General features: G+C 64.3%; 28 protein-coding genes. 12 read left to right on the forward strand and 16 right to left on the reverse strand.

Annotated features, from left to right (window positions below):
* Positions 1-14 precede the first annotated feature (14 nt).
* A complete protein-coding gene (gene map, locus ACN9MY_RS29830; RefSeq protein WP_426319534.1) occupies positions 15-806 on the forward strand; it encodes a type I methionyl aminopeptidase in 792 nt (263 codons plus the stop codon).
* 92 nt (positions 807-898) lie between these two features.
* Here map and ACN9MY_RS29835 read toward each other — a convergent pair whose 3' ends face one another.
* From ACN9MY_RS29835 to ACN9MY_RS29855, 5 genes are read right to left on the reverse strand one after another with little or no spacing between them, the layout of a single operon-like run.
* The gene (locus ACN9MY_RS29835) at positions 899-1,216 is read right to left on the reverse strand and encodes a barstar family protein (protein ID WP_426336556.1); all 318 of its coding nucleotides are present in this window, start codon (positions 1,214-1,216) and stop codon (positions 899-901) included.
* Positions 1,216-1,638, reverse strand: coding sequence for an ExbD/TolR family protein (locus tag ACN9MY_RS29840; protein WP_426165760.1), 423 nt, complete (start codon positions 1,636-1,638; stop codon positions 1,216-1,218). Before ACN9MY_RS29840 ends, ACN9MY_RS29835 begins: the two co-directional genes overlap by 1 nt.
* A gap of 4 nt (positions 1,639-1,642) precedes the next feature.
* Positions 1,643-2,299 carry a MotA/TolQ/ExbB proton channel family protein gene (locus tag ACN9MY_RS29845; protein ID WP_426165762.1) on the reverse strand — a complete coding sequence of 219 codons (657 nt, stop codon included), beginning with the start codon at positions 2,297-2,299 and terminating at the stop codon, positions 1,643-1,645.
* 7 nt (positions 2,300-2,306) lie between these two features.
* On the reverse strand, positions 2,307-3,116 hold the full coding sequence (gene dapB / locus ACN9MY_RS29850) for a 4-hydroxy-tetrahydrodipicolinate reductase (RefSeq protein ID WP_426165764.1): 810 nt from the start codon (positions 3,114-3,116) through the stop codon (positions 2,307-2,309).
* Positions 3,117-3,132: 16 nt separating this feature from the next.
* Positions 3,133-3,660, reverse strand: a complete 528-nt coding sequence (locus ACN9MY_RS29855) for an outer membrane protein assembly factor BamE (RefSeq protein WP_426165766.1) — start codon at positions 3,658-3,660, stop codon at positions 3,133-3,135.
* Positions 3,661-3,766: 106 nt separating this feature from the next.
* On the opposite strand from ACN9MY_RS29855, the gene fur reads away from it, so the two are divergent.
* Positions 3,767-4,195 carry a ferric iron uptake transcriptional regulator gene (gene fur / locus ACN9MY_RS29860; RefSeq protein WP_090439976.1) on the forward strand — a complete coding sequence of 143 codons (429 nt, stop codon included), beginning with the start codon at positions 3,767-3,769 and terminating at the stop codon, positions 4,193-4,195.
* Positions 4,196-4,199: 4 nt separating this feature from the next.
* Here the strand turns inward: fur and hrcA are convergent, their stop codons facing one another.
* Both hrcA and ACN9MY_RS29870 read right to left on the reverse strand, forming a co-directional pair.
* Positions 4,200-5,213, reverse strand: coding sequence for a heat-inducible transcriptional repressor HrcA (gene hrcA / locus ACN9MY_RS29865; protein ID WP_426165769.1), 1,014 nt, complete (start codon positions 5,211-5,213; stop codon positions 4,200-4,202).
* A gap of 4 nt (positions 5,214-5,217) precedes the next feature.
* Complete coding sequence (locus tag ACN9MY_RS29870) at positions 5,218-5,913, reverse strand: HAD family hydrolase (RefSeq protein ID WP_426165771.1); 696 nt, start codon at positions 5,911-5,913, stop codon at positions 5,218-5,220.
* A gap of 136 nt (positions 5,914-6,049) precedes the next feature.
* Between ACN9MY_RS29870 and ACN9MY_RS29875 the strand changes: the two genes are divergently transcribed.
* The 3 genes from ACN9MY_RS29875 to ACN9MY_RS29885 all read left to right on the forward strand — a co-directional run bounded on the left by ACN9MY_RS29875 (position 6,050) and on the right by ACN9MY_RS29885 (position 8,586).
* Positions 6,050-6,661, forward strand: a complete 612-nt coding sequence (locus ACN9MY_RS29875) for a hypothetical protein (protein WP_426165773.1) — start codon at positions 6,050-6,052, stop codon at positions 6,659-6,661.
* A gap of 12 nt (positions 6,662-6,673) precedes the next feature.
* A complete protein-coding gene (locus ACN9MY_RS29880) occupies positions 6,674-7,249 on the forward strand; it encodes a hypothetical protein (RefSeq protein ID WP_426165775.1) in 576 nt (191 codons plus the stop codon).
* 245 nt (positions 7,250-7,494) lie between these two features.
* Positions 7,495-8,586: a glycosyltransferase family 4 protein gene (locus tag ACN9MY_RS29885; protein ID WP_426336557.1), complete on the forward strand. Its 1,092-nt coding sequence runs from the start codon at positions 7,495-7,497 to the stop codon at positions 8,584-8,586.
* Between the two features lie 85 nt (positions 8,587-8,671).
* On the opposite strand, the gene rsmA is transcribed toward ACN9MY_RS29885, so the two are convergent.
* From rsmA to ACN9MY_RS29905, 4 genes are read right to left on the reverse strand one after another with little or no spacing between them, the layout of a single operon-like run.
* Positions 8,672-9,442, reverse strand: a complete 771-nt coding sequence (rsmA, locus tag ACN9MY_RS29890; RefSeq protein WP_426165779.1) for a 16S rRNA (adenine(1518)-N(6)/adenine(1519)-N(6))-dimethyltransferase RsmA — start codon at positions 9,440-9,442, stop codon at positions 8,672-8,674.
* A gap of 15 nt (positions 9,443-9,457) precedes the next feature.
* Positions 9,458-10,540, reverse strand: a complete 1,083-nt coding sequence (gene pdxA / locus ACN9MY_RS29895; RefSeq protein WP_426336558.1) for a 4-hydroxythreonine-4-phosphate dehydrogenase PdxA — start codon at positions 10,538-10,540, stop codon at positions 9,458-9,460.
* A gap of 16 nt (positions 10,541-10,556) precedes the next feature.
* Positions 10,557-11,966 carry a peptidylprolyl isomerase gene (locus ACN9MY_RS29900; protein ID WP_426319539.1) on the reverse strand — a complete coding sequence of 470 codons (1,410 nt, stop codon included), beginning with the start codon at positions 11,964-11,966 and terminating at the stop codon, positions 10,557-10,559.
* Positions 11,967-11,992: 26 nt separating this feature from the next.
* Positions 11,993-14,227, reverse strand: a complete 2,235-nt coding sequence (locus ACN9MY_RS29905; protein WP_426319540.1) for an LPS-assembly protein LptD — start codon at positions 14,225-14,227, stop codon at positions 11,993-11,995.
* Between the two features lie 98 nt (positions 14,228-14,325).
* Here ACN9MY_RS29905 and ACN9MY_RS29910 point away from each other — a divergent pair, with 98 nt between their 5' ends.
* The 5 genes from ACN9MY_RS29910 to ACN9MY_RS29930 are packed head-to-tail and all read left to right on the forward strand — an operon-like array spanning position 14,326 to position 19,401.
* Positions 14,326-15,378: an aminoglycoside phosphotransferase family protein gene (locus ACN9MY_RS29910; protein ID WP_426319541.1), complete on the forward strand. Its 1,053-nt coding sequence runs from the start codon at positions 14,326-14,328 to the stop codon at positions 15,376-15,378.
* Between the two features lie 10 nt (positions 15,379-15,388).
* Complete coding sequence (gene murU, locus ACN9MY_RS29915; protein WP_426319542.1) at positions 15,389-16,084, forward strand: N-acetylmuramate alpha-1-phosphate uridylyltransferase MurU; 696 nt, start codon at positions 15,389-15,391, stop codon at positions 16,082-16,084.
* The gene (pepP, locus tag ACN9MY_RS29920) at positions 16,081-17,397 is read left to right on the forward strand and encodes a Xaa-Pro aminopeptidase (protein WP_426319543.1); all 1,317 of its coding nucleotides are present in this window, start codon (positions 16,081-16,083) and stop codon (positions 17,395-17,397) included. Before murU ends, pepP begins: the two co-directional genes overlap by 4 nt.
* Positions 17,394-18,530: a UbiH/UbiF/VisC/COQ6 family ubiquinone biosynthesis hydroxylase gene (locus ACN9MY_RS29925; protein WP_426319544.1), complete on the forward strand. Its 1,137-nt coding sequence runs from the start codon at positions 17,394-17,396 to the stop codon at positions 18,528-18,530. The genes pepP and ACN9MY_RS29925 overlap by 4 nt, the downstream gene beginning before the upstream one ends.
* 10 nt (positions 18,531-18,540) lie before the next feature.
* Positions 18,541-19,401, forward strand: coding sequence for a TIGR02285 family protein (locus ACN9MY_RS29930; protein ID WP_426319545.1), 861 nt, complete (start codon positions 18,541-18,543; stop codon positions 19,399-19,401).
* Between the two features lie 136 nt (positions 19,402-19,537).
* Here the strand turns inward: ACN9MY_RS29930 and ACN9MY_RS29935 are convergent, their stop codons facing one another.
* From ACN9MY_RS29935 to ACN9MY_RS29945, 3 genes are read right to left on the reverse strand one after another with little or no spacing between them, the layout of a single operon-like run.
* Positions 19,538-21,070: an NAD(P)(+) transhydrogenase (Re/Si-specific) subunit beta gene (locus ACN9MY_RS29935; protein ID WP_426336559.1), complete on the reverse strand. Its 1,533-nt coding sequence runs from the start codon at positions 21,068-21,070 to the stop codon at positions 19,538-19,540.
* Positions 21,067-21,411, reverse strand: a complete 345-nt coding sequence (locus ACN9MY_RS29940; protein WP_426165799.1) for a proton-translocating transhydrogenase family protein — start codon at positions 21,409-21,411, stop codon at positions 21,067-21,069. Before ACN9MY_RS29940 ends, ACN9MY_RS29935 begins: the two co-directional genes overlap by 4 nt.
* A gap of 9 nt (positions 21,412-21,420) precedes the next feature.
* Positions 21,421-22,533, reverse strand: coding sequence for a Re/Si-specific NAD(P)(+) transhydrogenase subunit alpha (locus tag ACN9MY_RS29945; RefSeq protein WP_426319548.1), 1,113 nt, complete (start codon positions 22,531-22,533; stop codon positions 21,421-21,423).
* A 165-nt stretch (positions 22,534-22,698) separates the two neighbouring features.
* Between ACN9MY_RS29945 and ACN9MY_RS29950 the strand changes: the two genes are divergently transcribed.
* Both ACN9MY_RS29950 and mnmA read left to right on the forward strand, forming a co-directional pair.
* On the forward strand, positions 22,699-23,181 hold the full coding sequence (locus ACN9MY_RS29950) for an NUDIX hydrolase (protein ID WP_426165803.1): 483 nt from the start codon (positions 22,699-22,701) through the stop codon (positions 23,179-23,181).
* 76 nt (positions 23,182-23,257) lie between these two features.
* Complete coding sequence (gene mnmA, locus ACN9MY_RS29955) at positions 23,258-24,367, forward strand: tRNA 2-thiouridine(34) synthase MnmA (protein ID WP_426165805.1); 1,110 nt, start codon at positions 23,258-23,260, stop codon at positions 24,365-24,367.
* Here mnmA and ACN9MY_RS29960 read toward each other — a convergent pair.
* Both ACN9MY_RS29960 and ACN9MY_RS29965 read right to left on the reverse strand, forming a co-directional pair.
* Positions 24,353-24,784, reverse strand: a complete 432-nt coding sequence (locus ACN9MY_RS29960) for a response regulator (protein ID WP_426319549.1) — start codon at positions 24,782-24,784, stop codon at positions 24,353-24,355. The two genes, mnmA and ACN9MY_RS29960, sit on opposite strands and share 15 nt — an antisense overlap.
* 8 nt (positions 24,785-24,792) lie before the next feature.
* The gene (locus tag ACN9MY_RS29965) at positions 24,793-25,572 is read right to left on the reverse strand and encodes a 5'-3' exonuclease (protein ID WP_426165809.1); all 780 of its coding nucleotides are present in this window, start codon (positions 25,570-25,572) and stop codon (positions 24,793-24,795) included.
* Between the last annotated feature and the right edge of the window lie 62 nt (positions 25,573-25,634).

A 25,634-nucleotide genomic window follows, 5' to 3' on the forward strand; every position in this document is an offset into this window, starting at 1 on the left:
ACCATGCACCCCCTATGCGCAAACGCAATAACAAATCCATCCTGATCAAGACGCCCGACCAGGTCGAGCTGGCCCGCGTGGCCGGCCAACTGGCGGCCGACGTGCTGACCTTCATCGCACCGCACGTCAAGCCGGGCGTCTCGACCGCCCAGCTGGACCAGCTGTGCAACGACTACATCGTCAACACCCAGAAAGTCATCCCGGCCAACGTCGGCTACGGCGGCTTCACCGGCACCGTCTGCACCTCGGTCAACGAGGTGGTATGCCACGGCATCCCGACCCCGAAGAAGGTGCTGAAGGATGGCGACATCATCAACATCGACGTGGCCGTCATCAAGGACGAATGGTTCGGCGACACCAGCCGCATGTACTACGTCGGCACGCCGTCAAAAGCGGCGCAGAAGCTGTGCGAAGTGACGTATGACGCGATGTGGGCCGGCATTCGCGCGGTCAAGCCGGGCAACCGCCTGGGCGACGTCGGGCACGCGATCCAGAAGCTGGCCGAAGCGGCCGGCTACAGCGTGGTGCGCGACTATTGCGGCCACGGCATCGGCATGGTGTATCACGAAGACCCGCAGGTGCTGCATTACGGCCGCCCGGGCACCGGCCTGCTGCTGGAGCCGGGCATGGTGTTTACCATCGAGCCGATGATCAATGCAGGCAAGCACGCCACGCGCGCACTGCCGGACGGCTGGACCGTGGTCACGGCCGACAGGTCGCTGTCGGCGCAGTGGGAGCATATGGTGGCGGTGACCGAGACCGGCTTCGACGTGTTGACGCTGGCGCCCGGCGAGCAAAACCGGTAATTCGATGTCTGACCCGCAGGGTCAGACACCTGGCCTGCGGCGGCCGCGTACCGGGTGTCTGACCCTGCGGGTCAGACACCGGTTTACCGGTTCTAGCGCAAAGTCAGTTTCAACGCCGGCTTCTCGCCATAATCCTCATAGCGCTCATTGATCCCGCCGACGCAATAGCTGATCTCTTCCAGCAAATCCCCCGGCATCTTCCTCGCATCGGTAATAACAATCTCCAGCACCTCATTCGGCTTGAGCCGGAAGCGCGTCATATTGTCCTCATCGCGCAGATAAGACAGGCAATCCACCCAGGCATCAATCGTCGCGCCATACCCCGACGGGAACCCGAGTGCCGCCTGGCAGGCAGCATGAAAAGCCGCCTCATCGCCGATTACGGCCCCGTTTAACGTAGCAACAGCCATTATTTCTTTTCCTTCGGATCGGTGACGAAACCAAGACGGGTCAGGCCATGCGACTGCGCCGCCGCCATCACCTGCGCCACCACTTCATAGCGGGTATCCTTGTCCGCCCGCAGCTGCAACTCCGGCTGCTGCGGCAAGCCCGCCGCCTCGGCCAGGCGCTCCTCAAGCTCGCCCGGCTGCAAGGCATCGTTATTCCAGTAAACCGTGCCGGCGGCATCGATGGCCAGGGTCACGGTATCGGCCTCCTGCTGCAGCGCCTTGGCCTGCGCCTTGGGCAGTTCCAGCTGAACTGCATTGGTAAACATCGGCGCGCTGATGATGAAGATCACCAGCAGCACCAGCATCACGTCCACCATCGGCGTGACGTTGATGTCCGCCATGGATTCCTTCTGCCGGTGATGGTTGAAGGAGCCGAATGCCATCAGTTCAATCCCTGGCCAGGTAAGCGTGCAAGTCGTGCGCGAAGGCGTCGAGCTCGGACAGCGTGATGCGGTTGATGCGGTTAAAGCCGTTATACGCCAGCACCGCCGGAATCGCCACGGTCAGGCCGACGCCGGTCATGATCAGCGCCTCGCCCACCGGACCGGCCACCTTGTCGATCTGCACCGTGCCCTGCGCCGACACCGCCGCCAGCGCGTGGTAGATGCCCCACACGGTGCCCAGCAAGCCGACAAACGGCGCGGTCGACGCGATCGACGCCAGCAAGGTCAGGCCCGATTCCAGCCGCGTGGTCGAGACATGGATCGCATCGCGCAGCACGCGCGTGACCTGCTCCGAGCGCCCCATTTCGGCGGCGATGCTGCCGCCCTTGGCGTGCGCCAGCTGGTGCGCCCCGGCCTGCGCCACAGCCGCAAAGATTCGCTCCTGGTCGCGCGCCACCATCAGCGCCACGCCATCGGCCACCGAGGGCGCGTCCCAGAACGCCTGCACCACCGGCGCCGCGCGCCGGATGCGCCACGAGGCCCAGCCCTTCCACAGGATGAAGAACCATGATGCCAGCGACATCGCCAGCAGCAGGTAGGCCACGGCATGGCTGATCGCATCGCCGCGCTGCCAGTAGCTGGCGAAGGTAAAGTGCTCCATCAGCCGATCAGCCGTTCAGGCCCAGCACGTCGTACATATCGTACAAGCCGGTCTTCTTGTCGGCCAGCCATTGCGCCGCGCGCAGCGAGCCGTTGGCGTAGTGCTGGCGCGAAGAGGACTTGTGGCTGATTTCAATGCGCTCGCCCTCGGTGGCAAACATCACGGTATGGTCGCCGATGATGTCGCCGCCGCGCACGGTGGCAAAGCCGATCGAGGACGGATCGCGCGGGCCGGTCACGCCTTCGCGCGCGAACACGCCGCACTCCTTCAGGTCGCGCCCCAGCGCATCGGCAATCACCTCGCCCATTTTCAGCGCGGTGCCGGACGGCGCATCGACCTTGTGGCGGTGGTGCGCCTCGATGATCTCGATGTCGTAGCCCAGGTCGAACTGCTTGGCGGCGAACTCCAGCAGCTTCAGCGTCACGTTGACGCCCACGCTCATGTTCGGCGCGAACACGATCGCGGTCTTTTGCGCCGCCGCCGCGATGGCCGCCTTGCCCGCTTCATCGAAGCCGGTGGTGCCGATCACCATCTTCACGCCATGCTCGGCGCAATAGGCCAGGTGGGCCAGGGTCCCTTCCGGGCGGGTGAAGTCGATCAGCACGTCGGCGCCGGCCAGGCCGGCGGCCAGGTCGGCGGTGATGGCCACGCCGGCCGGCTGGCCGGTAAAGGCAGCGGCGTCGCTGCCCAGGGCCGGCGCGCCTTCGCGGTCCAGCGCGCCGGACAGGCGTGCCTCGGGCGCCTTCTGCACCGCCTCGATCAACATATGGCCCATGCGGCCGCTGGCGCCGGCGATGGCGATATTCAGTTGCGTCATCTCGCTGTTTCCTCGGTTATTGCTTGGTGCCCGATTCCTGGCCGCCCGGCAGCGGCGCCTTGCCCGGCGCCAGGTTGCCCTTGGCATCCTCGGACTTCTTGAATTCCTTGATCGGGCCGGCGATGCGTGCGATGTATTCCTGTTCGGTCGGCAGGTCGCCGCCCTCGAAGCTGGCCACCTTGTCATCCTGGTCGAAGAACACCACCACCGTGCTGGTGGTCAGCTCGCCATTGCCCTTGGCCAGGCGGAACGGGTAGTCCCAGCGCTTGCCGTGGAAGGCATCGGCCATCAGCGGCGTGCCGAGCAGGAACTTGACCTGGTCCTTCGTCATGCCGTTCTTGAGCTGGGCCAGCATCTCCTTCGACACGAAATTGCCCTGCTGGATATCGGGGCGGTAGGGCGAGAAGAACCACAGGAATTTCTGCGTCTTGGTGATCTGGGTGGTCTGGGCCCCCTGCGAGGCTTCCACCGGGGCCACGGTGGCTGGCTTGCTGGCGCAGGCAGCCAACAGGGCGGCAGCCAGCAGCGGAGTGCTACGTTGCAACAAAGACAGCGGGGTCAAACGCATATTATGCATACCTCAATTCCGTGAGCAGAAGTGCCTAAAACGCTATATCATAAAGCACTTCCCGCAACTGACGTTAGCAAACATGAGTAACAGCCCTACCGACCTGAAGGCCTCCGGCCTGAAGGCTACCCTGCCGCGCCTGAAGATCCTCGATATTTTCCAGAGCAGCCCCGTGCGCCACCTGACGGCGGAAGACGTGTACAAGCTGCTGCTGGCCGAAAACATGGACGTCGGCCTGGCCACGGTGTACCGCGTGCTGACCCAGTTCGAACAGGCCGGCTTGCTCAACCGCAACCATTTCGAAAGCGGCAAGGCGATTTTCGAGCTCAACGAAGGCTCGCACCACGACCACCTGGTCTGCCTCGATTGCGGCCGGGTGGAAGAATTCGTCGACGAAGAGATTGAAAAGCGCCAGCAAAGCATCGCCGCCGAGCGCGGCTTCAAGATCGCCGAACACGCGCTGGCCATCTACGGCAGCTGCACCAAGGTCAACTGCCCGCACAAGCATTGATTTTTCAGTGGTTGCTCAGCGCGTTCGACAGCAGCCGCGACGTGATATCGACAATCGGGATCACTCGCTCGTACGCCATGCGGGTCGGCCCGATCACCCCCAGCGTCCCCACGATCTTGCCGTTGGCCTCATAGGGCGCGGTGACCACGCTCATTTCATCCATCGGCACCAGCTGCGATTCGCCGCCGATGAAGATCTGCACGCCGGAGGCCTTGGACGACACGTCCAATAGCTGCATCAGCCCGGTCTTTTGCTCGAACAGGTCGAACATCGCGCGCAGCGAGCTCATGTTCGAGGACAGGTCGGCCACCGACAGCAGGTTGCGCTCGCCGGCGATCACCATGTCTTCCGATTCGGCCATGGCCTCGCTGCCCGCCTCCACCGCCGCCTGCATCAGGCGCCCCATATCGTCGCGCAACTGGCGCAGCTCATGCTGCAGGCGCCCGCGCACGTCCTCGAACGACAGCCCGGAATAGTGCTGGTTGATGAAATTGGCCGACTGCTGCAACTGGGCCGGCGTGTAATCGACGTCGGTCAGCAGGATGCGGTTTTGCACGTCGCCGCCGGGTGAAACAATCACCAGCAGCACCCGCTTTTCGCCCAGGCGCAGGAATTCGATCTGCTGGAACACCGACTCGTGGCGCGGCGCCAGCACCACGCCGGCAAACTGGGTCAGCGACGACAGCATCTGGGCCGCATTGGCAATCAGCTTTTGCGGCTGCGGCGAGGCCGCGCGCAGGCTGGCCTGCACCGCGCTTTCATCGATGTGCTGCACCGTCAGCAGGGTGTCGACAAAGATGCGGTAGCCGCGCGGGGTCGGCACCCGTCCCGCCGAAGTATGCGGGCTGGCGACATAGCCCTGCTCTTCCAGGTCGGCCATGATGTTGCGGATGGTGGCCGGCGACAGCTCCAGCCCGGAAATCTTGGACAGGGCGCGCGAGCCCACCGGCTGGCCGTCGGCGATGTAACGCTCAACCAGGGCTTTGAGCAGGGTTTGGGCACGGATATCGAGATGCATAGGCCTATTCTGCCAACTGTTGTTCCAGCCACGCAAGCAATTCATCGAGCGTGGCGCAAATCGCGTCCGGCTGCGGCGCACCGTCCGGCAGGCCGGCGCCGTGCCGGTTCATCCACACCGCGCGCAAGCCGGCCGCCTGCGCCCCCGCCACGTCCAGCGCCAGGTCGTCGCCCACGTACACCGCATCGTGCGGCGCCACGCCCAGCGCCTGGCAGGCCGCGCGGAAGATGTCCGGCGCCGGCTTGGCCGCGCCGAAACGGGCCGCCGCCAGCGATACCTCGAAATGGTGGGCCAGGCCGATCACTTCCAGGTCGGCATTGCCATTGGAAATCGTGCCCAGCTGCACATGCTGGCGCAGCTTGAGCAAGCCCGGCAGTACATCGTCATACGGCGTGACTGCATTGCGCGCGGCAAAGAAGTGCGCCATCGCGCCCTCGACATGGGCGGCATCCTCGCCGGCCGCGGCAAAGGCCGCGTGCAGGCTGGCGCGGCGCAACTGGCCCAGGTCGATCAGCAGTTCCGGCTGCGCCGCCGCCAGTTCGGCGCGGTGCGCGCGCAAGGCATCGATCGACCATTGCGCCGCCACCCTGGGCGCATGGGCCGCCAGCCAGGCGTGCAGCGTCAGCTCCGCTTCAGCGATGACAGGCGCGATCGGCCACAGGGTATCGTCCAGGTCGAACAGGATGGCTTTCGGCTTCATGGGCGCATTGTACCGCGCCGCGGTTGCAAGCTGTTACAAGGGAAAAGCTGGCCAAATCGGCTATGGATGGTGCAAATGCACTAAAATAGGCGCCGATTTGACCGCGCGACGCGCGCAACCGACTGGAGAAAGTGGAATGAAGAGTAAGTATCTGTCTGCCGCCGCCGCGCTGCTGTGCGTCGCCGGACTGGCCGCCTGCGGCGGCAAGGGCAATGGCAGCATCGCCCTGGTAGTCCAGGTCCTCGGACTGGACCGCGGCGACCTGGTGCTGCAGAACAATGGCGGCGACGACCTGACCATCACCACCGCTGGCAACGGCAGTTATTCCTTCAAGACGCTGATGGCTCCGGACTCCCAGTTCAATGTGAGCATCAAGAGCGTGCCGGCCAACGTCAGCTGCAAGCTGGCCAACAACACCGGCAAGATCAACTACTACACCTACAACCAGACAGTCGTGACCTGCACCCCCGACCCGTACCCGCTGGGCGGCACGGTCAGCGGCCTGGCCGGCAGCGGCCTGGTGCTGGCCAACGGGGCCCAGACCGTGAACGTGGCCGCCAACGGCAGCTGGCAGTTCGCCACCCCGATCGGCAACGGCAGCGTGTATGGGGTCACCGTGCTGAACCAACCGACCAACCCCAGCCAGAAATGCACGGTCGCCGGTGGCACCAACGGCAACGGTACCGGCAAAATCGAGCCAAGTAAGGATATCAATTTCAACTTGATCGTGACTGTTACCTGCAACTAAGAAAGAGTCCAGATGAAAGCAAAATTCCTTGTCGCGGCCCTGCTGGCCGTCGCCCTGGCAGCCTGCGGCGGCAAAGCCAGTTTCACCATTGGCGGCACCATTTCCGGCCTGAACAACAGTGGCCTGAAGCTGAAAACCGCTGCCGGCGACACCGTCGAAGTGCCGGCTGGCGCCACCACCTTCAGCTTCCCCAACAGCATCAGCTACGGCACCGAATACAAGGTCGAGATCGTGCAGCAGCCGGCGCACATGACCTGTGACTTCCTGGGCGGCACCAATGTCGGTTCGGCTGGCCACACCACCTCGATCAACATCCAGATCAGTTGCGTCCAGAACGCCTACGCCGTCACCGGCACCGTGGAACGCTTGACCACTGGCGACTTGACGCTGGTGAACGGTAGTTCGAGCATTGTGGTCGCCAAGGGCGCCACCACCTTCGCCCTGCCCAACCTGCTCCCGGTCGGCACCGCCTACGGCATCAGCGTCCTGACCCAGCCGCCCGGCCTGAAGTGCGAAGTCCTCAACGGTAGCGGCGTAATGGGCGACGAGCCCCGCAACAACGTGCAAGTGGTCTGCAACCCGGCGTGATATAAGCAAGTGGAATGACTGGAATTCCAAAAATAAATTGGAACAATATGCCGCGACGCAGCATAATTACACCTGTCTCCTCCACTTCTTAACAGAAATGGATTCAGCCCGCTCCCTGAGCGGGCTTTTTTTTGTTCCGGCGCCGACCACCTTGCCCTCGCCGGGTCAGCCTTGCTGGCTGCGCCGCTGGTAAGCTATAGTCGGCTACTTTTCGAGAGCGTCCCCAAGTAGAAGGCAAGCACCGCTTGAAACAAGAAAAACTACACCTGCTGTTCATTTGCCCCACCGTTGCCGGCTATATCGGCGGGACCGAAACGGTGGTCAGCCAGTTCTGCCTGCGCCTCAAGCACAAGGCGCAGATCACCCTGCTCAGCGGCGAGCCCGGCGCAGGCCGCAAGCGCCTGGTCGACCTGGAAGGCGTCAAGCTGCTTACCCTGCCGTTCATCGCCCGCGACAGCAAGCTGAACCGAGTGCTCAGCAAGCTGCTCATGACCAGTCCGTTCAAGATCGAGAGCTACAGCTTTTTCCGCTCGCTCGGGCAAAGCGGCATGGACCTGTCGCGCTACGACTACATCGTGACCTTCTACGAAGCCGATGCCTATCTCTTGTCGAAGCGCTACCCGGCGCTGCGCCAGCGTTGCCGCCATTTCCTGCCGGGCGTATCGCTGCGCGGCTTCTTCAAGCGCGTGCCGGCCAAGGACGTGTTTTACCTCGGATACCGCGCAGCGGAAAAGACCCGACGGAAATGGGGCCTGGAGATCCAGTCGCTGCCGCTGGGCGTGGACGGCGCCTTCTTCCCGCCCAGCCCACCGGCCTACCCGGCCGGCAAGCGCCTGCTGTACATCGGCCGCCTGGATGGCAGCAAGAACGTGGACTGGCTGGCGGACTTTTTCATGCAAAGCGGCCTGGCCCGGCAAGGCTACCACCTCGACATCGTCGGCGACGGCCCGCTGCTGGACAGCCTGCTGGCCAAGTACGGCAACGAGCCAAGCATGACTTTCCACGGCAGAAAGCGCCAGGAAGAAGTGATCGGCATCCTGCGCCAGGCCTTCCTGCTGCTGCACCCGACCGACCACGAAAGCTTTGGCCTGACCATCCTGGAAGCGATGGCAGCCGGGATTCCCGTCCTGACCCACGGGCTCGACAGCATCAAGGCCTGGGCCGGGGAACACCCGCGCTACGCCGCCCACCTCGATGCCGCCGCCTGGACCCGGGAAATCCAGAAATTCGAGCAGCCCGCCTACTGGCTCAGCGCCAGCGCCGGCAGCCTCGAGTACGCCAAATCGTTCACCTGGGAGCGCGTGGCAGACCAGGTGCTGGAACTGATCGCCACATGAAAGTCGGGGTCAGGTCTGGCAATCCGCCACAAATTTCGCTATGCGAAATTTGTGGCGGATTGCCAGACCTGACCCCGACTTTCAATCAGACAGGCAGGTTGGCCAGCGCGACGTAGGCTTCCACCGGCACCATTTCCGGGCGGTCTTGCGGGTTGATGCCGGCCGCTTCCAGCTGCTCCGGCGTGAACATGCCAGCCACGCAGTTGCGGATTACTTTCCGGCGCTGCGAGAAGGCTTTCTGCACCACCGCTTCCAGCCGTGCCGGGTCGCAGGCCAGCGGCTGCTCGATCGGGATCATGCGCACGATGGCCGAATCGACTTTCGGCGGCGGGTCGAAGGCGTCCGGCGGCACGATGAACAGCAGGGCCATGCGGTAGCGCCATTGCAGCATCACCGACAGCCGGCTGTAGGCCTTGGTGCCGGGTTCGGCCACCATGCGCTCCACCACTTCCTTTTGCAGCATGAAATGCTGGTCCTGCACGATGGGGGCGAATTCGGCCAGGTGGAACAGCAGCGGCGAAGAGATGTTGTACGGCAGGTTGCCCACCACGCGCAGCTTTTTCCCTTCCGGCACCGGGATGTAGCCAAAGTCGAACTTCAGCGCGTCGCCGGCGTGGATGGTCAGTTTTTCGCGTGGGTAGCGCTTTTCCAGGCGCGCCACCAGGTCGCGGTCCAGTTCCACCACGTGCATGTGCGGCAGGGACTTGAGCAGCAGGTCGGTCATGGCGGCCAGTCCGGGGCCGATTTCCACCATGGTGTCGCCGGCGGCCGGCGCAATGGAATCGATGATGTCGCCGAGGACGCGGTCGTCCTGCAGGAAGTTCTGGCCGAAGCGTTTGCGGGCAATGTGTTTCATGGTTGTTCTTTCTGCTTATTGGCTGGCCTGCGCCATCTGCAGCGCCGCCTCCAGTGCGGCCTGCATGCTGGAGCAGTCGGCGCGGCCCAGGCCTTGCGCGGCCAGGTCGAGCGCAGTGCCGTGGTCGACCGAGGTGCGGATCAGCGGCAGGCCGAGCGTGATGTTGATGCCGTGGCCGAAGGTGGCGTACTTCAGCACCGGCAAGCCCTGGTCGTGGTACATGGCCAGCACGCAGTCGGCGTCTTTCAGATACTTGGGCTGGAACAGGGTGTCGGCCGGGTACGGGCCGCGCGCATCGATGCCGCGCGCGCGCGCAGCGTCCAGCGCCGGGGTGATGGTATCGATCTCCTCGCGCCCCAGGTAGCCGTTTTCGCCGGCATGCGGGTTCAGGCCCGCCACCAGGATGCGCGGCGCGGCGATGCCGAACTTGCCGCGCAGGTCGGCCTGGATGATGTCCAGCGTTTGCGCCAGGCTCTCTTGCGTGAGCGCGGCGCTGACCTCCTTCAGCGGCAAGTGGGTGGTTGCCAGCGCCACGCGCAAGGGCGGTGCATCTTCTGCGCGGGCGGCTGCACGCGGCTGGCCGGCCAGCATCATCACCACGCGCGCGGTGCCGGTCTGCTCGGCAAAGTATTCGGTGTGGCCGGAAAAGGGCACGCCGGCGTCGTTGATGGTGGATTTCTGCACCGGGGCGGTGGCCACGGCTTCGAACCAGCCGGCGCGGATGCCTTCGATGGCGGCGTCCAGCGTGGCCAGCACGTAGCGGCCGTTTTCCTTGTCCAAGACGCCCGGCTGCACATGGGCGCCGAGCGGGATGTCCAGCGCGCACAGGCGGTCCGCGCCGAAGTGCGGCAGGCCGGCATTGCGCGCCGCCATGGTGGTGACGGCGCTGATGCGGATCTCGGGATCGATGGCCGAGGCGGTCATGGCCAGGAAGGCGGCGTCGCCCACCAGCACCGCATTGACCTGGTGCCGCATGGCCCAGGCGGCGCGGATGGCGATTTCCGGCCCGATGCCGGCCGGCTCGCCGGTGGTGATGGCAATCACCGGACGAACCCCGGGGCGCACACCTGGGCGACGTGCTTGCAGGTTGGCGCTCATGGTGTCCCCCGCCTGCTTATTTCAACGATTCGTCGCGGAACTCGACGTAGGCGCGGTCGCGCACCTGGCGCTGCCAGTCTTCCACCGCTTCCACCAGCTTGCGCTCGCGCAGGGCGTTGCGGGCCGCGGCGCGCTGCTTCTCTTTCGAGACGTCGTCGGTCTTGCGCTCCAGCACCTCGATCAGGTGGTAGCCGAAGGACGATTCGACCGGTTCGGACACCTGGCCCAGTTTCAGGCCGTTCATGGCCTGCTCGAATTCGGGCACGGTGTCGCCAGGGTACAGCCAACCGAGGTCGCCGCCCTTGCTGGCGGTGCTGTCGTTGGAGAACAGGCGCGCCAGCTCCTCGAACTTGGCCGCCTTGTTGTCCAGGCGCTCCTTCAGTTCCAGCAGCTTGCGCTTGGCGTCGGCCGCGCTCATGGTCGGCGTGACTTTCAGCAGGATGTGGCGGGCATGGGTCTGCTGCACGGTTTCCTGGGCAGCCGCTTCGGCCATGCTGCGCTTGTCGACCAGCTTCAGGATGTGGAAGCCGGCTGCGCTCTTGATGATCGGGGTGTTCTGGCCCGGCTTCAGCTTGTTCAGCGCCTCGGCGAAGATCGGCGGCAGCGCGCTGCCCGGGCGCCAGCCCACGGCGCCGCCCTGCAGCGCGTCGGACGCGTCGGAATAGGTGGCGGCCATCTTGGCGAAGTCGGCGCCGGTGCGCAGCTGGCGCAGCACTTCTTCGGCGCGCTTCTGGCGCTGGCCCAGCACTTCGGGCGAAGCATTTTCCGGGATGCGCACCATGATCTGCGAGATGTTCAGCTCGAACTGCTCGGACGCCGCCGCTTTCTCGGCAGCGATGAAGCTGTCCACTTCCGCTTCGCCGATGGTGATCTTGTTGTCGACCTCATACTCGCGCAGGCGCTGCATGATGATCTCTTCGCGGATCTCTTCGCGGAAGGAGGCGAAGGTGGTGCCCTCCTTCTCCATCTGGTTGCGCAGCTGCTGCACCGTCATCTTTTGCTGCTCGGCGATGCGGGCAATGGCGCGGTCGAGCATATTGTCGTCCACCCGCACCCCCATTTCCTTGGCCAGCTGCAGCTGGGCGCGCTCCACGATCATGCGCTCGAGCACCTGCTTGCGCAGTTCGGCCTGGTCAGGCACGGCCAGCTTCTGCTGCTGCATGCGCGCCACGATGGTGGCCGCGCGTTCGTTCAGTTCACGCTGGGTGATCACTTCATCGTTGACGATGACGGCGATGGCGTCGATCGGCGCGTTGGCCGACTGGCCCGGCGGCGTGAAGCCCTTCGATGGCGCCGCCTTGGCAGCAGCGGCTGCCGGCACTGCCGGCTTGGCAGGCTTGGCGTCCTGCGCCAGGGCCGGGACGGCAAGGGAAGCACACAGCAGGGCAACAGCTAATTTGATCGGGTGCATATCTGAAACGCTCATGTATCAGTGTGGATGAAATCGAAAACTTAACGGCCTTCATTGACGCGGCGATAGCCAGGAATGCTGTTCTTCAGCACCTCCAGCGGGTTGCCGAAACCGAGCTTGGACAAGCCGTTCAACTCCAGCTGGAAGAAGAACTGGGTCGAGGTCTTCTTGGCCGTGGTGACGAAGCGCTGCGCGCCCATGCGGAATACCCAGCAATCGCAGTTGTATTCCAGCCCCACCACGCTTTCCAGCATCTTGTGCTCGCGCAGCGAGTATGACACGCGGCCGACGCCGAACCACTTGTCCGAGATCGGCCACTGGGTCGACAGGTCGGCATTCTTGAAGCTGTCGCGCACATAGCGGTAGCCGGCGTTGAGCACCTTGTAGGTGCCCGGCTGGTACTGCAGCGACATATTCGAGGTGGTGACCTTGCTGGTGCTCGGGTTGTACTGCACCAGGCTGTCGATGCCCCAGGAATTGGAGATGCGGCCGGTGGCCGCCAGCAGCATGTCGGAACGGGTGCTGTTGACCGGCGTTGAATTGTCGATCTGCACGCGCTGGTCGGCGAAGTAGAAGCGCTGGCCGAACGCCAGGCGCAGGCGCTCGGCGCCGGACGACTCCAGGAAGCGCGACACGACTGCCGCCGTCACCTGGTTGGCGTCGCCGATGCGGTCGGAACCGACAAAGCGGTTCTCGCTGAAGATCTGCGAGAAGTTGAAGGTGGCCGGCGCGGTGTCGAAGTTCGGGTACTGGTCCTGCTTGCGGTACGGCGTGTAGACGTAGAACAGGCGCGGCTCCAGGGTCTGCGTCAGCTTCTTGCCGGCAAACTTGGTATCGCGCTCGAAGATCAGGCCCGAGTCGAGCGAGAAGGTCGGCACCGCGCGCTGCAGCGAGCGCGACGGGTCGCTGCCGAAGGCGTCAAGCTGGTAGGCGCTGGCGTTCAGCATCACTTTCGGCGTCACGAAATAGGAAGCGCCGATGATCGGGTAGCTGAGCTGCGGCACCGCCACCAGGCGGTTGCCCTTGATCATGTCCGGGTGCCAGAAGCGGGTCAGCTCGGAATCGAGCTGCCAGTCGAAGCCGCCGACGTCGTAACGGGCCGCGTGCAGGTTGATGGCCGGCAGGCGGTCGTAGGGACGCGAGACGAACAGCGATGGGTCCGCGGGATAGCCCGGATCCTGCAGCACATGGTATTTCTGCGCGCGCGCTGTCAGGCTCCAGTATTCGCCGCCGTAATCGGTGCGCAGCTCCTTGAGCAGCTGGCGCTCGGACGACGAGGCCACGGTCTTGGAAAAGTCGCTCGGGTAGTTATTGTCCGACGCGGCACGCAGGTTCCAGCCATAGGTCCAGTCCTCGGTCAGGTGCTGCGTGTGCACCGTATGCAGCTGCCAGCGGTCGCGATTGGCTTCCTTGTCGTTCGGCAGGTACTCGAGCAGGGTCCTGCCCTCGTAGTAGTTGCCGGCGTCGGTCTCGCCCATGTAGCGGGCGACGCCGCCCAGTTGCAGGCCGCGGCGCGCGATGTAGCGCGGGTACAGCGTCAGGTCGCGGTTGGGCGCGATATTGAAGTAATACGGCAGCACCAGCTCGGCCCCGCCGCGCGAGGAGTACGACGGCGTCGGCGGCAGCCAGCCGGAGCGGCGCGCGCCCGACAGCGAGAACGACATGGCCGGCGTGCCCAGGATCGGCACGTCCTTGAAGTAGATCAGGGTGGCGCCGGCCGTGCCGACGTCGCGCCCCTGGTCCAGGTTCAGCGAACGCGCCTTCACATACCAGTCCGGGTTCGGGCCCTGGCAGGTGCTGTAGGTGCCATCGACCACCTGGGCTTCGTCGTCGTTCAGGAAGTTGATGCGCTGCGCCTTGCCCTGGGCGTTATTGGCTTCCAGCTGGTAGGTCGGCTGCAGCGCATAGCCGCGCGCCGTTTCCAGGTTCAGTTTCAGTTCATCGGCCGTGTAATAGTCGCCGAAGCGCCACAGGCGCACATTGCCCTTGGCCTCAAGCTCCTGCTCCACCTGCTGGAAGCTGGCCGAGTCGGCGGTCACGCGCGTCTTGTCGTGCACGACTTCCACGTCGCGCATCAGGCGCAAGTCGCGCTCGGGGCGGCCGGCCATGTCTTCGGCGCGTATGGTGGTCGGTGCATTCTTGTCTTCCACATGCGGCGGGCGCTTGGCCGCTGGATGCGACTGCGCATGGGCGGACATCGCCGCGGTGGCGGCGGCAATGGCGGTCAAGGCGAACGCCCAGCGCTTTGGGTTGGGGGGTGCCAGGAACCGGGTCATGGGTGGGACGCGTGAAACACCATAAAGGCGATTTTTTAATGTGAATCCCTTATTATATGGGAATCTTTACCACTCACTGGATTTCGCAGGCTGCTTTAATGTCTTTATTGTCTAATTCACCATCCCCAGCCGCCGATCCACGCCTTGCCGAGCTTACCGAATGGCTGCAAGGCACCGGCCTGGTGGACGCCGCTTCGGCGCGCCCTGCCTCCGAGGATGCCAGCTTCCGCCGCTATTTCCGCGTTGACGTGCTGCCGGCGCACCGCGCCGCGCACGGCGCCACCCTGGTCGCCATGGACGCCCCGCCGCAGCGCGAAAACGTGCCGGCTTACGTGAAGGTCCAGGGATTGCTGGAAGCTGCGGGCGTGTCGGTGCCGAAAATCGCCGCCGAAAACGTCGCGCAGGGCTTCCTGCTGCTGTCCGACCTGGGCACCACCACCTACCTGCAGGCGCTGAACCACGATTCGGCCGCCACCCTGTATGCCGAAGCGCTGTCGTCGCTGGTCAAGATCCAGCAGGCGAGCCAGCCCGGCGTGCTGCCGGAATTCGACCGCGCCTTCATGCTGCGCGAGCTGAATATCTTCCCCGAGTGGTATATCGGCAAGCACCTGGCTGCCACCCTGAGCGAGAAGCAGCAGCAGGAACTGGACAAGGTGTTCGAGGCGATCCTGGCCAACTGCCTGGCCCAGCCCCAGGTCTATATGCACCGCGACTACCATTCGCGTAACCTGATGTGGATGGACGAGGGCAACCCCGGCATCCTCGACTTCCAGGACGCGGTATGGGGCCCGGTCACCTACGATGCCGCCTCGCTGCTGCGCGACGCTTACGTATCGTGGGACGAGGAACTGGTGCTGGACTGGCTGATCCGCTACTGGCAGCACGCGCGCAGCGCCGGCCTGCCGCTGAAGAAGGACTTTGACGAGTTCTACAAGGACTTCGAATACATGGCCTTGCAGCGCCACCTGAAGATCCTCGGCATCTTCTGCCGCCTGAACTACCGCGACGGCAAGCCGCACTACCTGGGCGACCTGCCGACCGTGATGGAATACGTGCGCAAGACCGCCAACCGCTACCGCGAGCTGAAGCCGCTGATCAAGCTGCTCGACTCGCTGGAAGGCACCGCGCCGCAAGTCGGCTACACCTTCTGAGGGGCGACGCATGAAAGCCATGATCCTCGCCGCCGGCCGCGGCGAACGCATGCGGCCCCTGACCGACACCTGCCCCAAGCCGCTGCTGAAAGTGCGCGGCCGGCCGCTGATCATCTGGCACATCCTGAACCTGGTGCGCGCCGGGATCACGGAGATCGTCATCAACCATGCCCACCTCGGCCACATGATCGAGCAGGCGCTGGGCGACGGCTCGCAGTTCGGCGCCCAGATCCAGTACTCGCCGGAAGCGGAAGCGCTGGAAACGGCAGGCGGCATCGCCAATGCCCTGCACCTGCTGGGCGAAGCCCCCTTCCTGGTGCTGTCGGGCGATATCTACTGCCCGCACTTCGATTTTTCCGAAGCGCTGGACGTGCTGAAGGACAAGGACCACCGCGGCGACCCGTACCCCGCCCACGTGCGCGACATCGCCTGGATCTGGCTGACGCCCAACCCGTGGCACAACCCGGAAGGCGACTTCGCCCTGAACCTGTACACCGTTTCCGGCCAGGGCTCGCCGAAGTGGAACTTCGCCAATATCGGCGTGTACCGTCCCGAGATGTTCGCCGGTATCACGCCGGGCCAGAAGGCCGGCCTGGGCAAGCTGCTGTTCGAATACGCCGACCAGGGCCGCATCGGCGGCGAGATCTACCAGGATGAATGGGTCAACGTCGGCACCGTGCGCCAACTGGAAGAACTGAACGCATGAAACCCTACTCCGACCGCCGCGCGCGCCTGCTGGCCCAGATGGAAGCGGGCAGCGTGGCGGTCATCGGCACCGCGCCCGAAGCGACGCGCAATGCCGACACCGAATACCCCTACCGCCACGACAGCTCCTTCTACTACCTGACCGGCTTCACCGAGCCGGAAGCTGTGCTGGTGCTGGTGGCGCCGCGCGGCAACGCCGCCGCGCAATCGATATTGTTCTGCCGCGAAAAGCACCTCGAATCCGAAATCTGGGACGGCTACCGCTACGGCCCCGAGGCCGCACGCGAGGCGTTCGGCTTCGACGCCGCCCACCCGGTCGGCGCGCTGGACGAGCACATGGTGCGACACCTGTCCAACGCCAGCGCCCTGTACGCCTCGCTGGCACGCGGCGGCGAAGAGCAGCAGCGACGCTGGTTCGACGGCGTGCGCAGGCTGTCGCGCAGCGGCACCACCGCGCCGCCCGCGCTGCGCGACCTGCCTTCCCTGGTCGATGAAATGCGGCTGTTCAAGGACGAACACGAGCGTGCCATCATGCTGCGCGCCGGCGAGATCTCGGCAGGCGCCCACGCCCGAGCCATGCGCTTTGCCGGCGCCCATGGCGCTGGCGCCTTCGAATACGAACTGGAAGCCGAACTGCTGCACGAGTTCCGCCGCCATGGCGCCCAGTTCCCCGCTTACACGCCGATCGTGGCCTCCGGTCCCAACGCCTGCGTCCTGCACTACAACGCCAACAACCGCCGCACCCAGGACGGCGACCTGGTGCTGATCGACGCCGGCTGCGAACTCGATGGCTACGCCTCCGACATTACCCGCACCTTTCCGGTCAACGGCCGCTTTAGCCCCGCCCAGCGCGAGCTGTACGAGCTGGTGCTGGCCGCGCAACAAGCCGCCTTCGCCGCCATTAGGCCCGGCCGCAAATACCACGACGCCCACGACGCCGCCGTGCAAGTGCTGGCGCAGGGCATGCTGGACTGCGGCCTGCTGCAAGGCACGCTGGACGAAGTGCTGGCCGAGAAAAAATACACGCAGTTCTACATGCACGGCACCGGCCACTGGATCGGCATGGACGTGCATGACGTCGGCCTGTACCGCGACGTAAGTCGCGAAGACAAGCCTTCGCGCCTGCTGCAAGCCGGCATGGCGATGACGGTGGAACCTGGCATCTACGTGCGCCCGGCCGAAGACGTGCCGGAAAAGTACTGGAACATCGGCATCCGCATCGAAGACGACGTGATCGTCACCGATGGCGGCTTCCAGCTGTTGACGGGCGGCGCGCCCAAGACAGTGGCCGAGATTGAAGCTTTGATGAAATGACTGATTACGATATCGCCATTTGCGGCGCCGGCCCGGCCGGCATGGCCCTGGCAGCAATGCTGGTAAAACGCGGCGTCGACGCCGCCCGCATCGTGCTGGTGGACGCCAAGCCGCTCGAACAAGCCATGCAGGACCCGCGCACCCTGGCCCTGTCCTACGGCAGCCGCCAGATCCTCGAGCAGGTCGGCGCCTGGCCGATCCACGCCACCGCGATTCACGAGATTCACGTTTCGCGGCGCGGCCAGTTCGGCCGCAGCATGATCACGCGCGACGAACACAGGCTGCCCGCGCTGGGCTACGTCACGCGCTATGGCGCCATCGTCGAAGCACTGGGCAACGTCTGCCAGCGCCTCGGCATCGCCGCCTTGCGCCCGGTGCGCGTCAGCGGCAGCGACGAAGCCGCCGACAGCGCCACGCTGCACCTTGAAAGCGAAGGCCAAAGCCCGCGCGTGCTGCGCGCCGCCGTGGTAGTGCAAGCCGAGGGCGGATTGTTCGGCGAGCAGGCCGACAAGGCCGAAACGCGCGACTACCGGCAGACCGCCATCATCGCCCAGGTCAACACCAGCGCCCCGCTGGCGCACCGCGCTTACGAACGCTTTACCAGCGAAGGCCCGCTAGCCCTGCTGCCCCAGGACGACGGCTACTCGCTGGTCTGGTGCGCGCGCCCCGCCAGCGCGCAAGCCATCCTCGCACTGGACGATGGCGCCTTCCTTGCCAAGCTGGGAGAGACCTTCGGCGAGCGCCTGGGCAAGTTCACGCACGCCACGCGCCGCCTGGCCTTCCCGCTCGGCCTGAACGCAGGCGTCACCGGCAGCGCGCGCAGCGTCGCCATCGGCAATGCCGCGCAGACCCTGCACCCGGTAGCCGGCCAGGGCCTCAACCTCGGCCTGCGCGACGCCACCGAACTGGCACGCGCACTGGCACGCGGCGCCACCCCACAGGCATTGGAAGAATACGCCGCCCAGCGCCGCCGCGACCGCAAACTGACTGTGCGCCTGACTGACACGATGGCCCGCGTCTTCGCCAACGAATCGCTGCTGCAGCCCCTGCTCGGCCTCGGCCTGGCCGCCATCGACCTCGCAGCCCCAGCGCGCGCCGTGCTGGCCGAATTGATGATGTACGGCCGCCGCTAAGGGAAACACCATGCGCCGCCCTGCCTTCGCGCTGCTCGCCGCCCTGCTGGTGCCAGGCGTGCAGGCACGCGACAGGATGTCCTGGCTGATGCCCGACGTGCCGCCTGCCTCGATGCCGGTGGACGGCAAGCCCACCACCGGCATCGCCGACCAGATCGCGCTATACATCAGCGCCCGCTGGCCCGAAGCCGAGCACCGCTTCATCTACGCCAATCCCAAACGCACCTGGCTGATGATCGAGCGCGGCGAGCAAGCCTGCGTGGTGGCCGCCTTGCGCAATGCCGAAAGGGACAAGCTGGCCTACTTCGTCAACACCAACCTGGTGCCGCCGCTGCAGCTGGTGGCGCAGGCCAGCACCCTGCCGCGCCTGCCGCTGAACGCCCATGGCGAAGCCGACCTGCAGAAATTATTGTCCGATCCCGTCTTGCGCGGCATCGTGGTGGAACGCCGCAGCTACGGCGCAGCAGTGGACGAATTGCTGGCCGGGCGCCCCGCCAATTCAAGGCTGGAGACCACCTCGGTCGGCGATTACGGCCGCAATGTGCTGAAGCTGGTGGTGCACGGCCGCGCCGACTACACCCTCGACTACGACTACGCGCTGCAATACGCCAGCAAAGCCGAGCCTGAGATCGGCGCGCTGAAAACGGTACCGATCGCGCAAAACAACAAACCCATGCTGGGCGGCATCGCCTGCCCGCGCAACGCCTGGGGCATGGCGGCAGCGAAACGCATCGACCAGATCGTCGGCACCCCCGAAGGCGCCGCCGCCATGATCAAAGCGCAGAACAGCTGGCACACCCCGGCCTCCCAGCAACGCTACGCCGCCCAGATCAGCGAATTCCAGCGCCAGCGCGCCAAACCCACCCACTAAAACAGAAGAGCCCGTGTCACACCTTGGGGTCACACCCCAACTGTGCCACGAGCTCATCCTTGGTAACACTTGAGCCCGTGTCACACTGGGGGTGTGACCCCAGGGTGTGACACGGACTCGGCTGTGAGTGCAGGCCTTATTCGACGGCCTTCACCATGTCTTCCAGCACTTTCTTGGCGTCGCCAAATACCATCATGGTCTTGTCCATGTAGAACAGCTCGTTGTCCAGGCCTGCATAGCCGGACGCCATCGAGCGCTTGTTGACGATGATGGTCTTGGCCTTGTAGGCCTCGAGAATGGGCATGCCGGCAATCGGGGACTTGGGATCTTTCGCCGCCGGATTCACCACGTCGTTCGCGCCCAGCACCAGTACCACGTCTGCCTGCGCGAACTCGCTGTTGATGTCTTCCATCTCGAATACCTGGTCATACGGCACTTCGGCTTCCGCCAGCAGCACGTTCATATGGCCCGGCATGCGGCCGGCGACCGGGTGGATCGCGTACTTCACCGTCACGCCGTGGTGGCCAAGTTTTTCGACCAGTTCCTTCAGTGCGTGCTGGGCGCGTGCCACCGCCAGGCCATAGCCAGGAACGATGATCACGGTTTCAGCGTTCTGCATCAGGAACACGGCATCATCCGACGAACCCGACTTCACATTGCGCTGCGCTTGCGCGCCGCCTGCCGCCCCAGCGGAGGTGTCGCCGCCGAAGCCGCCCAGGATCACGTTGAAGAACGAACGATTCATGGCTTTGCACATGATGTAGGACAGGATCGCGCCCGAGGAACCCACCAGCGAACCGGCGATGATCAGCATCGAGTTGTTGAGCGAGAAGCCAATGCCTGCCGCCGCCCAGCCCGAGTAGGAGTTCAGCATCGACACCACCACCGGCATGTCGGCGCCGCCGATCGGGATGATGATCAGCACGCCCAGCACGAAAGCAATCGCCGTCATGACCAGGAATGGGCCCCAGGCCGGCTCGCTGCCGCCGCTGAACACGAATACCAGGCCCAGGCCAATCATCACCAGCGCCAGCACCAGGTTCAGCATGTGCTGGCCGCTGAATACGACAGGTGCGCCCTGGAACAGGCGGAACTTGTACTTGCCGGCCAGCTTGCCGAAAGCGATCACCGAGCCGCTGAAGGTAATCGCCCCGACAAAGGTGCCGATGAACAGCTCGATGCGGTTACCGACCGGCAGTGCCTGGCCGCGTGCTGCGATGCCGAAGGCATGCGGCTCGGCCACGGCAGCAATGGCGATGCAGACCGCCGCCATGCCGATCAGCGAGTGCATTGCCGCCACTAGCTCGGGCATCTTGGTCATTTCGACGCGCTTGGCCAGGACCGCGCCAATGCCGCCCCCGACTAGCACGCCCAGCGCCACCAGGCCGAGGCCCAGGCTGCCCGACCCGCTACGGGCATGCACGTCCAGACCCATCGAGCGCGCCAGGGCCGCAACCGCCTCCGCGCTTTCCGCTGCCGCAGCAGCGTCGTGCTTGAGGCGCAGGATCAGCGCGATGGTGGTCACGGCGGCAATCGCCATGCCGGCCATGCCGAAGGCATTGCCCTTGCGTGCCGACGCCGGCGACGACAACCCTTTCAGCGCCTGGATGAAGCAGACAGACGCGATCAGGTACATCATCGTGACAAGGTTCATGGTGATGAAGCTCATGCCTTGGCCTCCTTCTCGGCCGCCGCTGCAGCACCGGCCGCAGGCGCCGCTTTCTTCTCCTTCTTCTTGAACATCTCCAGCATGCGCTGGGTGACCAGGAATCCGCCGAACACATTGACCGCGGCCAGCGCCACGGCGATGGTGCCCATGATTTGCCCAACCAGGCCCTCGGTCAGCGCAGCCGCCAGCATGGCGCCCACGATGATGATGGCCGATACTGCATTCGTTACCGCCATCAGCGGCGTATGCAGCGCCGGCGTGACGTTCCAGACCACGTGATAGCCCACGTACACGGCCAGCACGAAGATGATCAGGTTGATGATGGTGTGACTGACTTCCATTCGTCTCTCCTATTTCCGCAACTGCTCGCCGCCATGGCAGACCAGCGTTGCTTTGATGATTTCATCCTCGCGGTCGATGACCAGCTTGTCCTCTTTATCGAAGACCAGCTTGAGGAAGTCCAGCACATTGCGCGCATACAGGGCGGAGGCGTCCGCCGCCACGTGGCAGGCCAGGTTCGGCTCACCCACGATGTACACGCCATGCTTGACCACCGTCTTGCCCAGTTCGGACAAGGGGCAATTGCCGCCCTGCTCCACCGCCAGGTCGACGATGACGGAGCCGGGCTTCATGGCCTTCACGGTTTCTTCGGAGATCAGCACCGGCGCCGGGCGGCCCGGAATCAGTGCCGTGGTAATGACGATGTCAGCCTGCTTGGCGCGTTCATGCACCAGCTCCGCCTGGCGTTTCATCCATTCAGGCGGCATCGGGCGCGCATAGCCGCCTACGCCCTGCGCGATCTCGCGCTCTTCGTCGGTCAGGTAAGGCACGTCGATGAATTTTGCGCCGAGCGACTCCACCTGTTCTTTCACTGGCGGACGCACGTCGGACGCCTCGATCACGGCGCCCAGGCGCTTGGCGGTCGCAATCGCTTGCAGGCCGGCCACGCCGACGCCCATGATCAGCACACGGGCAGCTTTCACGGTACCCGCTGCGGTCATCAGCATGGGCATGAAACGCTGGTAGGTATTCGCGCCAACCATCACGGCCTTGTAGCCCGCGATATTGGCCTGGGAGGACAGCACGTCCATCGACTGCGCGCGCGTGATACGCGGCACAGCTTCCAATGCAAACGCGGACAGGCCGGAAGCCGCCATGGCCGCAATGTTTTCCCCGTCAAAAGGATTCAGCATGCCGACCAGCACGGCGCCCGGTTTCATCAGGCTGCGCTCCTCGGCGTTCGGGGCGCGTACCTTCAGTACCATTTCCGCACCCAGTGCCTCTGCCGCGGTGCCAATGGTGGCGCCGGCAGCGGCATATGCTTCATCCGTCACCGAGGCTGGAATGCCGGCTCCCGCCTGCACGATCACCTGGTGCTTGACTGCTAGTTTCTTGACCGTCTCGGGCGTTGCCGCCACCCTGGTCTCCCCCGGCCTTGACTCGGCCGGTACGCCAATCTTCATAATGCCTCCAAATAGTGGGAAAAACTGACTAAAATCTAACATGAAATGTTCTACGGCCAACATTACCTATGCCGAATTGTTGCAATGCACAAGCATTTCACGCCGTGGTCACAACGAAGAGGCAAGATCAGGCTACAATGTCGGGTCTTCTGAGGATGGACTAACATGCCGCGCACCTGGAAACCGAATGTCACAGTCGCCGCCGTCATCGAGCGCGACGGGAAGTTTCTCCTGATCGAGGAAGAAACCAGTGACGGCATTCGCCTGAACCAGCCCGCCGGCCACCTCGATCCCCTGGAGTCGCTGGAACAGGCTGTCATCCGCGAAACGCTGGAAGAAACCGCTTACGATTTCACCCCGACCGCCCTGGTAGGCATGTATATGTCGCGCTACCGCTCGGCGCGTACCGGCCAGCTGGTGACTTTCCTGCGCTTTGCCTTCTGCGGCGAGGTTGGCGCCTACTATCCGGATCGCCCACTCGATGAGGGCATCCTGCGCACGCATTGGATGACGCGCGATGAAATCGCGGCCTGCCGCGAACGCCACCGCAGCCCCCTGCTGCTGACTTGCGTGGACGAATACCTGGCGGGCAAGCGCGCTCCGCTGGAGATCCTGCACACCCACGTGTCGGTATTCGAAGAAGTCTGAAGGTTTCTTCTAGTTTGGATAATTTGCAACACCCTGCCTGGGGCGCGCCGCTCCCATGGCTCAATTGGACCGCATCATGAGCAAGAAAAAAGTAGTCATCGGCATGTCCGGTGGCGTTGATTCCTCCGTTTCCGCTTGGTTACTGAAAGAACAAGGCTATGAAGTTGTCGGCCTGTTCATGAAGAACTGGGAAGACGACGACGATTCCGAATACTGTTCCTCGCGCCAGGACTGGATCGACGCGGCCAGCGTGGCCGATGTGGTGGGCGTGGACATCGAAGCCGTCAACTTTGCCGCAGAATACAAAGACCGCGTGTTTGCCGAGTTCCTGCGCGAATACCAGGCCGGCCGCACCCCGAACCCGGACGTTTTGTGCAATGCGGAGATCAAGTTCAAGGCCTTCCTCGACCACGCCATGCACCTGGGCGCGGACCTGATCGCCACCGGCCACTATGCGCGCGTGCGCCACAACACCGCCACCGGCCGCCATGAACTGCTGAAAGCCGTCGACCACACCAAGGACCAGAGCTACTTCCTGCACCGCCTGAACCAGGCGCAGTTGTCGAAGACCCTGTTCCCGCTGGGCGAAATCCCGAAAACCGAAGTGCGCAAGATCGCAGAGAAGCTGCAGCTGCCGAACGCAGCCAAGAAGGATTCCACCGGCATCTGCTTCATCGGCGAGCGTCCGTTCCGCGAATTCCTGAACCGCTACCTGTCCTACAAGGCTGGTCCGATCAAGACGCCGGACGGCAAGGTGGTGGGCGAGCACGTCGGCCTGTCCTTCTACACCCTGGGCCAGCGCAAGGGCATCGGCATCGGCGGCGTGAAGACTTACCAGAACGCGGACGGTTCCTCCGACGCCTGGTATGTGGCGCGCAAGGACGTTGAAAACAATACGCTGTGGGTAGTGCAGGGCCATGACCACCCGTGGCTGCTGTCGGAAGCGCTGCATGCCGGCCAGGCAAGCTGGGTTGCCGGCGTGGCGCCGGAGGCAGGCCGCATCAGCGCCAAGACCCGCTACCGCCAGGCCGACGTGCCGTGCGACGTTGCCGCCAACGGCGACAGCGAATTCGCGCTGAAATTCATGGATGCCCAGTGGGCAGTCACCCCGGGCCAGTCGGCCGTGCTGTACGACGGCGACGTCTGCCTGGGCGGCGGCATCATCGACGGCTCAAACTTCGTCTGATCCCCCGGCCGGGTCGGCGCCCTGCGCGTCGGCCTGCGCCTTCTGCTGCCGCTTCACCGTTGCGATGATGGTGTTGCGGATGGTCTTCAATACCGTACCGCCATTGAACGGCTTCACGATATAGCCGTTGATGCCCATTGCATGGGCCTTCTGGATCGTCGCCTGGTCGAATTCCGACGACACCATGAAGATCATGGCTTTCGGCCAATCCTTGCGCATGGCCAGCATGGACGGCTCGTCGGCCTCGATGCAGTCGCGCGAGATGCAGATGATCTGGGGCTGGTGCTTGATCAGCAGCACATTGCCCGCCACGCAGGTGTGCGCCTGGCCGACCACGTCGTAGCCGCCGTCGATCAGCACCGTGTTGAGCAGGCCGCGGGCAATGGCACTGCTGTCGATAAGAACCGCTTTTAACATCAGGAGGTTTAACGGTGGTCCCAGGCCAGCATATTCCAGCTCACGCCGATCCGGACGTCCGTTTTCAGTTGTACCAATTGACGAGAAAGATACAACATCTCGCGCTCTTTTCGTAGGCTTTCGCCGACTTTGTCCTTCAGGATGCCTGCGCCGGCCATGATTGCGTCCAGAGTGCCGTAAGTTCGCAACAGTTTGGCGGCGGTCTTCACGCCCACATTGGAGACGCCGGGGATGGAGTCGGTCTCGTCGCCCATCAGCGCCAGCAGGTCGGGCAGCATGCCGGGCGTGACGCCCCACTTCTGCTCGACCCAGGTGCGGTCGTGCCATTCGGATTTGAAATGGTCCCAGATGCGGGCGCCTTCGGCGATCAGGCAATGCAGGTCCTTATCGGTGGTGGCCACCACCGCCTCGCCGCGGTTCTCGCTGAGCCAGCGCGTGACCACGGTGCCGATCACGTCGTCGGCCTCCACTTCGGGGATGGCGATCGGGCACATGCCGATCCTGGTCAGCTGCATATAGAACTCGGGCAGCGCCTCGCGCAGTACTTCCGGCATCGGCTGGCGGCCTTCCCGGTAGCCCTTGTACAGGCTATGGCGCCAGGTGGGACCGCCGTAATCGAAGGCTGGAAGGATATGGGTCGGTTCGTGGCCGTTGACCAGGCGCTGGAAAGCGTTGAACGCATGGCGCATGGCGATCTCGGCTTTGAGGTCCGAGTCCGGCTCCGGACTTGCCTCATACACACGCCGCACAATATTCAAACCGTCAATGGCCAGCAATCTTCCTGTCATAGCCGGCATTTTACCGCACAGCTACTTGCTGTTCCGTATCGCCGCGTGCAAAGTCAGCACAG

It is taken from the genome of Pseudoduganella sp. R-31 (assembly GCF_049913235.1).
Classification (GTDB): domain Bacteria; phylum Pseudomonadota; class Gammaproteobacteria; order Burkholderiales; family Burkholderiaceae_D; genus Rugamonas.